A 13,003-nucleotide genomic window follows, 5' to 3' on the forward strand; every position below is an offset into this window, starting at 1 on the left:
CCGTCGGGGGGGCCGCGGCCCAGGGGGGCCCCGGCCCGGGCGCGGACGGTCGGGACCCGCTGAGGGCCGGCCCGCGCGGTCGGGCCCTCAGCGGGACTCAGAGCCGCTGGGCGAGCCGCCCGCCGGTCCGCCCGCCGGTCCGCCCGGCGCCGGCCGGGGCGAACGACGGCCGGCCCGGGTCGAGCAGCCACATGCCCGGGCGGACCTCCACGGCGGCCGCCCGCCCGTCCGGACCGGCGATCCGCTCCGCGGTGCGGCGGGCGTAGGTGGCCCAGCGGCGGTCGCCGAGCCGTTCGGCGGCCCTCCCGCACTCGTCGAGCAGCCGGAGGGCGCCGAGCGGGAGCCCCTGGTGCAGGTTCACCATCGCCAGACCGCCCAGCGCGGCCACGACCCCCCGCAGGTCGTGGCCGGCCGAGCAGAGGGCCAGCGCCCGGCCGTACCGCCGGGCGGCGGTCGTCAGGCGGCCCCGGCCGAGCAGGACGTCGGCCTCGCCGATCCGGCAGCGCGCGGCCCCGAGCCGGTCTCCGGCCAGGCCGAACAGCCGGCGGGCCTCGCCGTACCGGCCGAGCGCCCGGTCCGCCTCGCGCCGCTGCCAGGCGAGGTCGCCCAGGGAGTGGAGCACCGCCGCCTCGGCGGCCGGGGAGCCCGCCCGGCGCGCGGCGTCGAGCGCGAGCCGGTGGGAGGTCTCCCACTGGTCCCAGACCGCGCAGGTCTGGAAGTACCCGGCGGTACTGCCCGCCAGCTCCCACACCAGGGACCACAGCCCGGCCGCGTGCGCCAGCCGCACCGACTGCACCAGCCCGGCGGCCTCCTGCCGGAACCAGGCCAGCGGCGCGCACGGCGCCGGTGCCCGGTCGCCCGCGCCGGACGGCGGCGCCGGGGCCGGCTCCTCGGGCTGCCGGCTGCGGCCGGGCGTGAGCAGCGCGTCGGCCCGGCGGGCGAGGGACAGGTAGGCGGCGCACAGCCGCGCCGTCGCCGCGCGCAGCGAGTCCGTGCGCTCCTGCTGGCGCAGCTCCCCGGAGAGCACCCGCAGCAGCTCGTGGAAGCCGTAGCGGACCTGCCCGTCCGGCTGCGGCCTGGTCTCCAGCAGCTGGGCGCGGACCAGGCCCTCCACCAGCTCCTCGGCGACGGGCGCCTCGACGTCGAGCAGCGCCGCCACCGTCCACAGCGCGAAGTCGGGCACGGGGGCCAGCCCCAGCAGCCGGAACGCCCGCTGCTGCTCGGGCCGCGCCTCCTGGTACGCCGTCATCAGGCAGGCCCGCAGGTCGAGGTCGCCCTCGCGCAGCCGCTCCAGCCGGGTCCGTTCGTCGCGCAGCCGGGCCGCCAGGCCCTCGGCGGTGGTGTGCGGACGGGCGACCAGCGAGGCCGCCGCGACCCGCAGGGCCAGCGGCAGGTGGCCGCAGAGCCCGGCGATCTCCGCCACCGCCACCGGGTCGGCCGCCATCAGCTCCCCGCCGGCGACGTGGAGCATCTCCATCGCCTCGTCCGGGCGCAGCGGCTGGAGGACGAGGTGCCGGGCGCCGTCGAGGGCGGAGAGCATCCGCCGGCCGGTGACGATCACCGAGCAGTCGCCGACCGCCGCCAGCAGGGGGCGGATCTGCTCCTCCGAGCCGGCGTCGTCGAGCACCAGCAGCGGCCGGCGCCCCCGTAAGGCGCGCTGCAGTGCCGCGGTGAGCTGCCCGCGGTCCGCCGGGACCTGGTCCGCCGCGCCGTGGTCGCCCCCACCGAGCCCGCGCAGCAGGGCGGTTGTCGCCTCGTCGGCGGTCAGCGGCCGGCCGAGCGGCCCGCGCAGCCGGACCAGGACCTGGCCGTCCGGGAACGCGTCCGCGACCTGCCGGGCCAGCTGCACCGCGAACGCGGTCTTGCCCACGCCGGCCCGTCCGGCCACCGCCACCAGCCGCACCGGCGGCCGGCCGGCCTCGCCGCGCAGCATCCGCTCGGCCGAGGCGGTCTCCTCGTGGCGTCCGATGAGCCTCTCCGTCCCGCCGGGCAGCCCCCGCAGCGGCCCGGTGGTCGGGGAGGCGGCCGGGGCGACGGACCCGCCGGCCGGCTCGGGAGGTCTCCAGTCGAGGGACGGGTCCGAGCGCAGGATCCGCTCCTGGAGGCGCTTGAGCGAGCGCCCGGGTTCCACGCCGAGCTCCTCGACCAGCGAGCGCCGCAGCCTGGCGTAGACCCGCAGGGCGTCCGACTGGCGGTCGGTGCGGTACAGCACCACCATCAGGTGGCCGTGCAGCGCCTCCCGCAGCGGGTGCTCGGTGGCCAGCGCCATCAGTTCCCCGGCGAGCTTGCGGTGGTGGCCGAGCCGCAGGTCCGCCCGGATCCGCTGGTCGAGTGACTCCATCCGCAGCTCGTCCAGCCGGATGGCGGTGCTCTCCAGGCGCACCCCGTGTGGCACGCCGGACAGCGCCGGGCCGGTCCACACCGCCAGCGCGTCGTGCAGCAGCCGGGAGGCGGCGGCGAAGTCGCCCTGCTCGTAGGAGGTACGGCCGGCCACCCGCAGCGTCTCGAAGCGGGCCAGGTCGAAGTCCTCCTCGGGCACTCGCAGCAGGTACCCCGGGGACCGGGTGAGCAGCAGTTCCTCGGTCTCCAGTCCGGGGGGTCTGCCCTCGGCCAGCAGCTTGCGCAGCTGGGAGATGTACACCTGGAGGGTGGTGGTCGCGGTGCGGGGCGGTTCGGTCCCCCAGAGCTCGTCGATCAGGCTGTCCGAGGAGATGACCTCCCCGGCGCGCACCAGCAGGGTCGCGAGCAGCGCGCGCGGTTTGGCGGCGGACGGCGTGCGGGGGGACAGCGAGACCGGCCCCAGGATCCGGAAGCGCATCACATGGTCCTTTCGATCGGCCGGGTTCAGCAGTCCTGCAGGAGGGAGGCGGAGGCACTGGCGACGACCCGGCTGCCCTGGCTGAAGACGACCCGCATCCGGGCGACCGGCCGGCCGGCCGCGTCCCGGGTGGGGCGGCGGGAGGAGACCGTGCAGGCGAGCGGCAGGTCGGTGTCCCCGAGGCCCCGGTAGGAGGTCCGCCAGTGGGTCAGGACGGCGTGGCCGGGCTCGAAGCCGTGCAGCTCCGCGGCCACCAGCAGGGACGCCTGCCGGGAGGCCTCCAGGAACAGCGACCCGGGGATCGGGCCGTCGGCCGCCGCGCGGAAGAGTCCGTGCTCCGGGGCCGGGTCGACCGGCAGCAGGAACTCCCCGTCGAGGACCCTGAGCGGCGGACCGACCAGCACGTTGCGCGGGTCGGTCCGTCCGACGCGGGCCGGGCGCAGTGCCCCGTCCGCGCCGGGCGCGGACACCGCGCAGGAGTCGTTCAGGCTCTCGCGCCTGCCCCGGGCGCGGTGGCTGCGGTGCACCCCGGGCATGACGAACACCAGCCTGGTCCGGTTGAGTCCGCAGTTCACTCCGTCGATGGCCACCCGGGCCACGCACTCCAGGCCGCGCGGGACGCCGTTGACCACGTCGCCCGGGGTCAGGGTGAGCTCCATGGCGAGGTGGGCGGCCCGCCCGGTGCGGCGCCACGGCGAGAGGTCCAGGACGTCGACGCTGCTGGAGGCGAAGGCCTCGGGCCGGTCGGCCGGGACCCGGAAGTACTGCTGGGCGATGAAGTGCGCCGCCTGGTGCATCGTCTCCGCCGGGAACAGGACGTCGTGGAAGGTGCCCGGACCGTCGGTGAACAGCTCGTGGTCGTCCGGCAGTTCGGCCGACAGCACGAAGTGCTGCTCCTCCGGGGCGGTGGTGTCCAGGGCGAAGCCCTCGGCGGTGGAGGGGCGTCGCAGCAGGTGCAGCGGCGCGGCGGGCCGGCCGCCGGCGGGGAAGGGCCCGTCCGGTCGGGCGGGCGGGTAGGGGAACGGGAGCGCTGTATCCATGGCAGTGGTCCTCGGGTCGGTGGCGCCCGGAGCGTCGGGTCGGGTGGGGGCGGGGCCCCCGGGGCTACCCGTGCGGCGCGGAGACCGTCCGCAACGGCGCGGAGGTGACCACGCGCAGGGACCGCGCGGCCTCGACCGAGTCGCAGCCGGCCAGTCCGAGCGCGTCCCGCAGCTCCTCGGTCAGCATGCGCAGGACGCCGCCGACCCCGGCCTGGCCGCCGGTGGCGAGGCCCCAGAACACCGGGCGGCCGACCAGGACGCCGTCGGCGCCGAGCGCCAGGGCCTTGACGATGTCGCTGCCGGTGCGCACCGCGCCGTCGACCAGGACCTCGCAGCGGCCGTCCACGGCGTCCCGGATCTCCGGGAGCACCGCCATCGGCGGTACGGCGCCGTCGAGTTGGCGCCCGCCGTGGTTGGAGACGACGATCGCGTCGACCCCCTGCTCCGCCGCCTGCCGGGCGTCCCGGGGATCGAGGAGGCCCTTGAGGACCAGCCGGAGTCCGGTGCGCTCGCGGAGCCGTTCGATGTGCCGCCAGGAGAGCGAGGCGGTCATGAAGGCCTTGGTGTGCTCCGCCACCGCGGACGTCCGGGACCGCTGGGCATGGGCCCGGGAGGCCGAGCCGTCACCGAGGTGGGCGGCCTGGACGTCCAGCGGCAGGGTGAACTGGTTGCGCACGTCGCGCAGCCGGCGTCCCATCCAGGGCAGGTCCACGGTCAGCATCAGCGCCTCGCAGCCGGCCTGCTCGGCCCGGTCGACGAGGTCGAACAGCCTGGCCTCGTCGTTGAGCCAGTACAGCTGGAGCCAGAGCCGGCCGCCCTGGGCGGCGATCTCCTCCAGCGGGTAGCTGCTCAGGGTCCCGGTGACGAAGGGGACACCGGCGTCCCGGGCCGCGCGGGCCACGGCGAGTTCGCCGTCCGGGTGCACCAGCCGGTGGTAGGCCATCGGGGCGACGGCGATCGGCGCCGCGGCGTCCCGGCCCAGCAGCGGGGACGCGGTGGCGCAGTCGGCGACGTCCCGCAGGACCCGCGGCACCAGGTGGAGCAGGTCGAAGGCGTCGCGGTTGGCGCGCACCGAGGACTCCGTGCCGCTGCCGCCGGCGACGAAGTCCCAGATGTCCGGCGGCAGGACCGCGGCGGCGGCCCGCTCCAGGTCCTGGAGGCAGGCGGGTTCGCGCTGCCACCGGGCGGCGGGCTCGTCGCGGACCGCCGGGGTGGGGAAGGAGGGGGCGGTCACCGCGCGGCACCGCCCTGCTTCGCCCGGTCCAGCTCGACGGCCTCGTACAGCGCCTTGATGTTGGAGCTCCCGAAGGTCTCCGCGCCCAGGCGCTCGATGACCTCGAAGAAGAGGGTGCGGCGGGGGTGGGCGGAGCGGGTGAAGATCTGGAACAGCTGGCCGGCGTGGTCCTCGTCCACCAGCAGGTTCCACCGGCGCAGGTCCTCCAGCGGGTGGTTCTTCGGGGTCAGCCGCCGGCCGAGGAGGTCGTAGTAGGAGCCGGGGGCGGTCAGGAACCGCACTCCGCGCTCGGCCAGGGCGGCGACGGAGCGCACGGCGTCCTCCACCGAGAAGGCGATGTGCTGCACGCCCGCGCCGCCGTGGCGGGCGAGGAACTCGTCGATCTGCCCGGGGTCGGCGGTGGTGTCGGGTTCGATGACGGTGAAGGTCACCGTTCCCGAGGGGCTCTGGACGACCTTGGAGTCCATCCCCTGGGAACCGGTGACGATGCGTTCCTCGAAGATGGTGTCGAAGCCCAGGACCCGGTTGTAGTGGTCGACGGTCGACTGGAGCTCGCCGGCGTCGACGCACACGGCGAAGTGGTCGATCCGCCGGAGGCCGACGGGCGGCGCGACCTCGCGCGCGGCGGCGAGGGCGGACGGGTCGACGACCAGTCCGTGGGGCAGCGCGGGCGGTGCGGCGCCGTCGTCCGGGACGAAGGTGTGCACGACGTCGCCGAAGCCGCCGACGGTCGCGGTGGTGCCGCCCGCCGGGTGCGGCGCCGGGGCGGCCACGGGCCGCGCGCCGCGCCGGGCGGCCTCGGCGAAGGCCGCGGTCACGTCGGGGACCCGCAGGGCGATGTCGGCGACCCCGTCACCGTGCCGTGCGGTGTAGGCGCCGGCGGGGTGGTCCGCGTCCCGGCTCTCGGTGAGGACGAGCGTGATGTCCCCCTGGGCGAGGGCGGTGCTCCTGAGGCCCGTCCCGGTCGCCACCTGCGGGGCGATGATCCGGAACGCGTACTGCCCGACCCAGGTGGCCGTGCCGGCGTCGATGTCGTCCACGCACAGCTCGACGTACTCGATGCCGAGGTTGCCGTAGACCGCGGACCCACTCACGTGATTCTCTCCTTGGAAATGTCGCAGGGCTCCGCCGGCGCGGGGCGGGCGAGCCGGCCGCGCAGGCTCGGGGGGCGTGCCGTCCGCTGCCCGGGGCGGGCCGCCCCGGGCAGCGAACGGACGTGCGGCGGCGCTCAGTTGGCGGCCATGGCCTCGACCAGGCTCTTCGGGCGCATGTCCGTCCAGTTGGCCTCGACGTAGTCCAGGCACTCCTGGCGGCCGGCCTCGCCGAACGCGGTCTCCCAGCCGGCGGGCACCTCGACGGAGGCGGGCCACAGCGAGTGCTGCCCCTCCGCGTTGCGCAGCACCAGGTACGGGGCGTCGTTGTTCTCGAACGGGTTCGTCACTGTCGTCTTCCTTAGCGGTGGTGGTGACGGCGCCGCGGGTTCGCGGCGGCCTCGGTTCAGTCGGCGGCCGGGACGCCGAGCCGGGACAGCAGGTCCCGCAGCAGGCCGGCCTGCTGGTCGGTGAGGTAGAAGTGGCCGCCCTCGAAGGCCCGCGCGGTGAAGGACGCCCGGGTCACCGGGGCCCACGCGGCCACCGACCCGGCGTCGGCGTCGGCATCCGCCTCCCCGTAGTAGGCGACGACGGGGACGTCCAGGACGGCACCGGCGGGATCGGCCCGGTACTCCTCCACGATGCGGTAGTCGGCCCGGACGGCCGGGAGCACCAGCTCCAGGAGGTCCGGGTGGTCCAGCGCGGCCGTCTCCGTGCCGCCCAACTCCTTGAGATGGCGGACGAGTTCGTGGTCGGGCGCGGTCGCGTACGACTGCTCCGGGACGCTCTCCCGCCCGGGGCCGGACCGCCCGGAGACGAACAGGGCGGTGATCCGGGCGCCGTGCGCCTCCTGGAGCCGGCGGGCGGCCTCGAAGGCGACCGACGCGCCCATGCTGTGGCCGAAGAACGCCAGCGGCCGGTCGAGCAGCGGGAGGCACTCGGCGACCACCGGGGCCACCAGGGCCTCCATGGTCCGCGCGGGCGGTTCGAGCAGCCGGTCCTCCCGCCCGGGGTACCGCACGGCGAGCAGCTCCACGCCGTCGGGGAGGGACGGCCCCCACGCCCGGTAGAAGCTCGCCGCGCCGCCCGCGTGCGGGAAGCAGACGATCCGGGTGCGGGGCTCCGCCGACGGTTTCACTACTCGCAACCACTGCTGTGCTGGGCGCACGTCTTTCCTCTCAGCCTCGGTCTCGATGGCACCCCGGGGGCCCGCGGTGCGCGGGCCGGCCTCACCGCGCGGCGGCCGCGGCCTGCTCCCGGACGAAGCCGGCCAGCCGGTCCAGCCCCTCGTCGATCTCCGCGGGGAGCAGGTGGCTGAAGGACAGCCGCATCACGCGGCGCGGCTCGGAGTCCGCGTAGAAGTGGTGCAGCGGCGTCCACAGCACGCGGTGCCTGCCGGCGCTGAGCTCCAGCAGTTCGTCGCTCGCCGCGAAGGGCACGGTGAGCAGCAGGAAGAACCCGCCGCTCGGGGTGTTCCAGGAGACGCCGGGCACCTGTCCGGCGCCGAACCGCGCGGCCAGGCCGTCCAGCATCAGCCGGAGGTTGGCGCGGTACGTCTCCCGCTCGCGCGCGTTGGCCGCCCGCAGGCTGTGCCGGTTCTCCAGCAGCTTCCCGGCGATGACGGCCTGGGCGATCGGCGAGGTGTTCACCGTCGTCATGCTCTTGATCTTCGCCAGCTCGTCGGCCAGCAGGCCTGCCTCGCCCCGCGGGCCGGTGACGGGCTGGTCCGCGACCACGTAGCCGACCCGGGCGCCGGGGAGCCCGGTCTTGGCGAACGAGCCGAGATAGACGACGCGTCCGTCGGTGTCGAGGGCCTTCATGGTCGGGGGCCCGTCGGGGTCGCCGAGCAGGCCGTACGGGTTGTCCTCCAGCACCAGGAGATCGAGCTCCGCGGCGGCCCGCAGCGTCCGCAGCCGGTCCTCCCGGCTCATCCGCACCCCGCCGGGGTTGGCGAAGTCCGGTACGAGGTAGAGGGCCCGCGGACGCCGGCCCGCCGCCCTGGCCTCCCGCACCACGGCGGTGAGGTCCGCCAGATCGACGCCCGCCGCGGACTCCCGGACCGGGAGCAGCGGCATGTCGACGAGCTGGGCGGCCCCGTGCACTCCGACGTAGCTCGGCGTCACCGCGAGCAGCACGTCCTCGGGGGTGGCGCGCAGCGCCCGCAGGGTCAGGTAGAGCGCCTCCTGGCAGCCCACGGTGACCACGACGGCCTCCGGGTCCACCACGATGCCCTCGTCGACGGCCAGGTGGGCCGCGACCAGTTCGTGGATGACGCCCTTGGTGCGGCCGTACTGGAGGACGGTGCGCCGGACCTTCGCCTCGTCACCGTCGAAACGCTCGGAGAGGTGGCGGCGGTAGACGTCGAGGTGGCGGTGGACGTCGTCGAGGTCGAAGTAGCCCTCGAACGGTCGGCCCGCGGCGAAGGACACCGCGTCCGGGTAGTCCTGGGACACCTCGTTGAGAAAGTTCATCGACGCGCTCACCGGGGAGCCCAGCGATTCGTGCAGGTCCCGGACGTCGAGGGGCAGGGACGAGCCTGCCACGGTGCGGTTGCCCAACGGGCCCACTTCCCTTCTGACGGTTCGGCTCGGAGGTTCCGGCTCAGCGCACGGAGGCGACGGCGCGCGGTCGGCTGCCGGTCGCGAAGGCGTCCAGCACGCGCGCCGCGACCTCGTCGGGGGAGTCGCCGCGCGAGACCAGCCACGCCCGCGGCGCGGCGGCCGGGGCGTCGGCGTACAGCCTCCGGCGTCCGCCGCCCGTCACGTTGAGCAGGCAGGTCGCGTCCGGCGCGAGCCGCCCGTCCCGGACGGCGTCGCGCAGCGCCGCCACGGCGACGGCGGCCGCCGGCTCGATGTCGATGCCCTCCAGCTCCTCGAACACCGCCCGGGCCGCCTCCGCCTCCGCGCGGCCGGCGACCAGCATGTCGCCGGAGCCGGCGCGCAGGACGTCCCGGACGCCGCCGCCGACGAGGTAGGGGGGTGTCGCGTTGGCCAGCTCCGGGGCGTAGAGGTCGAGCGGTGCCGCGGCCCGCGCCGGGTCGTCCGGCTGCCCCTGCCACGCCCGGCCGAGCGGGGCGAAGTCCGCGTTCTGGCACAGGAGCATCCGCGGGACCGACTGCCCGTCGGCGGCACCGGAGGCGATGACGCGCTCGGCGGCCTCGTGGACGGCGATCGCCCCGGCGCCGCTTCCCACCGCCTGGACGTAGACCTCGGGAAGGACCCCCATCTCCTCGAAGGCGGCGAGGGCGACCACGCCCAGCCCGTCGCGGCGGCCGACGTTGCGGACCCCGCCCTCGGCGAAGAACCCGGGACCGCAGGCGATCAGCTTCCGGCTGAAGTCGATCGCGTCGTTGTAGGTGGCGTCCTCCAGTGCGACCACCTGGACGTCCGCCGACCCCGCGTCGGCGGCCGCCACGGCCGGCAGTGCCCGGCTCGGGACCACCAGCAGCCGGGGGACTCCTTCGCTCCGGGCCGCGGCGAAGGCCGCCGCGGTGTTGCCGGCCGAGGCGATGACCATCACACCGGCCTGCTCGGGGGTGCGTCCCAGCACCGCGAAGGCCTCGAGCTCCTTGAAGGAGCCGGAGGTCATCCGGCAGCCGCGTTCGGGCCAGTACCCGCTGAAGGAGATCCACAGGTCGGTCAGGCCGAGGGCCTTCCCGAGCCCCTCGCTCCGGTAGACGGCCGGCCGGTGGGAGCCCTCGACCTCGCGTCGGACCGGCAGCCAGCCGTAGCGGAAGATGCCGGACCTCTCCGGCGTGACGGTGAACCGCTGTTCCGCGTACTCGCTGCGCAGCAGGGTGTCGTCCCCGCATCGCGGGCAGCTCAGGCAGAGCCCGTCGTCGGAGCTCCGCCAGTCGCAGCCGGCGCAAACGAGCAGGTAGGTACAAGCAGGATCCACGAGGGTGCGTTCCTTTCGCGTCGAACGGCGTCCCCGCCGTGGGCGCACCTGTCCGCGGACATCGCGGACCGGCCCCTGCCGCACGGTCGGAGGCATGCGTGTTCAGCCCTTTTCCGGCGCGCACCGGGACTTGCCGGGCACGCCGAAGTGCGACGCGCGACAATCGCGGCGTCGATATCCGGAAAAAGGGAAAAGACTGCCTGATAAACGCCTCGGCGGCCTTCGGATGGAAGGGGGCCGATGGGCTTTATGACATGTTCAGGACAGATTTCAGAGAGGCGTGGCCCCGAAAAGAAGGATTGCTGTGGACCCTGATGGAATGGGTCGGAAACTGTTCATCATACCCCGTTGTCCCCCGACGTGTGCAGCAAGCGTGTTCTGCAGGCTTGCGAGTGACCAGCATAGACGCCGCAATCGCAGTTTTCCTGTGACCGGGCTCACATTGCAGGGCTTCTGAAGATCGACTTTACTGTCCTGGCGCCTGCTCAGGAGCCCGTCGGATGTTGGCCGAGTCTGCCATCCGGACGCGGGAGCGGCGATCGCCGCGCATGGTTCATCATGTGCGCTTCGCGTGGCGAAGTGTCGGCAATACGGGGGAAAGTCAATGTGTGAGCGTTGTGGCGGGAATGGTCTCGCCGGATGTACCGAAGCGGGTCCTTCGATTCGCGGGCGGGGCCTTCGGCCCATTCCACGCAGGGGGGGTTCTGCGTCAATGCCCGCCGTTTTCTCCACACTTCTTTCGCCGGCGCTTCACTGACGCGTCGGCCGGTCCGCGCCAGGATTGATCCGAAAGCGGACAGACCATGACCGGCCGCCCGGGATTCCCGCGGTTCCGGTTTCCCCGAGGGGGCGGCCCGGGCTGCCCGGCGCCGGAGCGGCCGCCGTCCGGCCCGCCCGCGTCCCTCGTCGCCCGCCTGCCCGATTCCGCGCCCGGCCGCCCCTCCTCCGCAGGGTCCGGCCGAGGCCCCGGCCTGCCGTCGCGGCGGCCTCCCGGCGCCGGCGCCTCCTGCGGGAGGCCCCTGCCCCGAGGCCGGACGACCCCGGGCCCCGCACGCACGCACGCGTGGAAACACGCTCACAACGGGACGATGGAGTGGTATGAGCACGTCAGAAGTCGGCGTCGCGTACAAGGAGCTCTCTGCCGCGCAGCGAGGCATCTGGAACGCTCAGCAACTCGACCCGGACAACCCCGTCTACAGCGTGGCCCAGTGCCTGGAGATCGAAGGGGACCTGGACCCGCAGCTGTTCGAGCGGGCCGTGCGGGAGATCACCGGACGGGTCGAACCCCTCCACGTGCGCTTCACCGGATCGGGCACCTCGCTGCGCCAGTACGTGGCCGTCTCGGACGACTGGCCGCTGCACACCTTCGACGTCAGCGCCGAGCGCGACCCGGTCGCCGCCGCCGAGGCCTGGATGCGCGCCGACCTGGCCCGGCCGATGCGGCTGGACCGCGACCGCCTCTTCACCTACGCCCTGTTCCGCGTCGCCGCCGACCGCCACCTCTGGTACCAGCGCGGCCACCACATCGCCGCCGACGGCTTCAGCGGCGCCATCGTCGCCTCGCGGGTGGCCGCCCACTACACCGCCCTCGCGTCCGGCGGCCCGGTGCCCGAGCCGCGGACGGTGCCGCTGGACACCCTCCTGGACAAGGACACCGAGTACCGCGCCTCGGCGAGCTTCGCCGAGGACCGCGCCTACTGGGCCGAAACCCTGGCCGACCGCCCGGACATGCCCAGCCTCAGCGGCGGACGCCCGCCCGTCGGCACCCCGCACACCCTGGCCCGGCACGCCGAGACCGTCGACGCCGAGACCTCCGCGCACCTCCGCACGGCCGCACGCGGTCTGCGGACCACCGTCTCCGGCCTGGCCATCGCCGCCTCCGTGCTCTGCTTCCACCGCCTGACCGGCGTCGAGGACGTCGTCATCGGCGTCCCCGTCCTCGGCCGGAGCCGCCAGGAACTCGACGTCCCCGGCATGGCGGCCAACATGCTGCCGATCCGGGTGGCCGTGTCGGACGACCTCACCCTCCAGCAGCTCGTCCGGCGGGTCGGGACCGCGATCCGGACCGCGCTGCGCCACCAGCGGTACCGCTACGAGGACATTCTCCGGGACCTCGGGCTGGTCGGCCGCGGCAACCTGTTCAGCCTGGTCATGAGCGCCATGCCGTTCGACTACGACCTCGCCTTCGGCAACTGCTCGGTCCGGCTGAAGCCGCTGGGCGGCGGCCACTTCAACGACTTCTCGCTGTCGCTCTACGACAACTCCACCGACGGCCTCATCGGCATCGCCTCGGACGTCAACCCCGAGCTCTACAGCGACGACACCAACCGCGCCAAGGTGGCGCTCTTCCGCAACACCCTGCTGGCGATGGCCGCCGCCCCCGCCGACACCCCGCTCCGTCGGATCGAGGTGTTGGGCGAGGCGGAGCGGGAGCTGGTGCTGTTCGGGTGGAACGACACGGCGCGTGAGGTGCCGGCGGCGACGCTGCCGGAGCTGTTCGAGGCGCAGGCGGTGCGGACGCCGGGTGCGGTGGCGGTGTCGGACGCGGCGGGCGGTGTGACGTACGGGGAGTTGAACGAGCGGGCGAACCGTCTGGCGCACCTGCTGGTCGGGGGTGGTGTGGGGCCGGAGGACCTGGTTGCGGTGTGCCTGCCGCGCTCGGTGGAGCTGGTGGTGGCGCTGCTCGCGATCGGCAAGACGGGGGCGGCGTACCTGCCGCTGGACCCGGAGTACCCGGTCGAGCGGCTGGCGGCGACGGTGGCCGACGCCCGGCCGTCGGTGCTGGTCACCTCCGGTGCGACGGCGGGGCTGGGCCTGGGCGTTGGCGTCGGGGTGCGGCGGATCGACCTGGACGCCGCGGAGACCGCCGATGCGCTGAGCGTGCTGCCGGTGTCGGATCCGGAGCGTGCGGGCCACCGTCCGG

Annotated in this window: 9 protein-coding genes; 1 reads left to right on the top strand and 8 read right to left on the bottom strand. The window is 74.8% G+C overall.

The annotated features are described in order from the left end of the window. Positions 1-97 precede the first annotated feature (97 nt). The 8 genes from ACFWJ4_RS38600 to ACFWJ4_RS38635 all read right to left on the bottom strand — a co-directional run bounded on the left by ACFWJ4_RS38600 (position 98) and on the right by ACFWJ4_RS38635 (position 10,080). Complete coding sequence (locus tag ACFWJ4_RS38600) at positions 98-2,818, bottom strand: BTAD domain-containing putative transcriptional regulator (RefSeq protein WP_380553317.1); 2,721 nt, start codon at positions 2,816-2,818, stop codon at positions 98-100. A 26-nt stretch (positions 2,819-2,844) separates the two neighbouring features. Beyond that, on the bottom strand, positions 2,845-3,858 hold the full coding sequence (locus ACFWJ4_RS38605) for an AfsA-related hotdog domain-containing protein (protein ID WP_380553320.1): 1,014 nt from the start codon (positions 3,856-3,858) through the stop codon (positions 2,845-2,847). 64 nt (positions 3,859-3,922) lie between these two features. Next, positions 3,923-5,092 (bottom strand): alpha-hydroxy acid oxidase, encoded by a 1,170-nt coding sequence (locus ACFWJ4_RS38610; protein WP_380553323.1) that lies wholly within the window; start codon positions 5,090-5,092, stop codon positions 3,923-3,925. After that, positions 5,089-6,186, bottom strand: a complete 1,098-nt coding sequence (hppD, locus tag ACFWJ4_RS38615) for a 4-hydroxyphenylpyruvate dioxygenase (protein ID WP_380553326.1) — start codon at positions 6,184-6,186, stop codon at positions 5,089-5,091. The genes ACFWJ4_RS38610 and hppD overlap by 4 nt, the downstream gene beginning before the upstream one ends. Before the next feature lie 134 nt (positions 6,187-6,320). Beyond that, the gene (locus ACFWJ4_RS38620) at positions 6,321-6,533 is read right to left on the bottom strand and encodes an MbtH family protein (RefSeq protein WP_359897597.1); all 213 of its coding nucleotides are present in this window, start codon (positions 6,531-6,533) and stop codon (positions 6,321-6,323) included. 56 nt (positions 6,534-6,589) lie between these two features. Further along, a complete protein-coding gene (locus tag ACFWJ4_RS38625) occupies positions 6,590-7,321 on the bottom strand; it encodes a thioesterase II family protein (protein WP_380553329.1) in 732 nt (243 codons plus the stop codon). 91 nt (positions 7,322-7,412) lie between these two features. Continuing rightward, positions 7,413-8,741 (bottom strand): PLP-dependent aminotransferase family protein, encoded by a 1,329-nt coding sequence (locus ACFWJ4_RS38630; RefSeq protein WP_380553331.1) that lies wholly within the window; start codon positions 8,739-8,741, stop codon positions 7,413-7,415. A 43-nt stretch (positions 8,742-8,784) separates the two neighbouring features. Further along, positions 8,785-10,080, bottom strand: coding sequence for a cysteate synthase (locus ACFWJ4_RS38635; RefSeq protein WP_380553334.1), 1,296 nt, complete (start codon positions 10,078-10,080; stop codon positions 8,785-8,787). Positions 10,081-11,178: 1,098 nt separating this feature from the next. Here ACFWJ4_RS38635 and ACFWJ4_RS38640 point away from each other — a divergent pair. After that, positions 11,179-13,003, top strand: a 1,825-nt coding sequence (locus tag ACFWJ4_RS38640) for a condensation domain-containing protein (protein WP_380553337.1), incomplete at its 3' end; no start/stop codon positions are given.

Origin of the sequence: Kitasatospora sp. NPDC127067, from assembly GCF_042724755.1 — a bacterium.
GTDB classification, from domain to species: domain Bacteria; phylum Actinomycetota; class Actinomycetes; order Streptomycetales; family Streptomycetaceae; genus Kitasatospora; species Kitasatospora lactacystinica.

What these genes read in the sequence shown, in the direction of transcription:
- ACFWJ4_RS38600 (WP_380553317.1), bottom strand. Translation starts at nt 2,818, where the DNA reads ATGCGCTTCCGGATCCTGGGGCCGGTCTCGCTGTCCCCCCGCACGCCG.
- ACFWJ4_RS38605 (WP_380553320.1), bottom strand. Translation starts at nt 3,858, where the DNA reads ATGGATACAGCGCTCCCGTTCCCCTACCCGCCCGCCCGACCGGACGGG.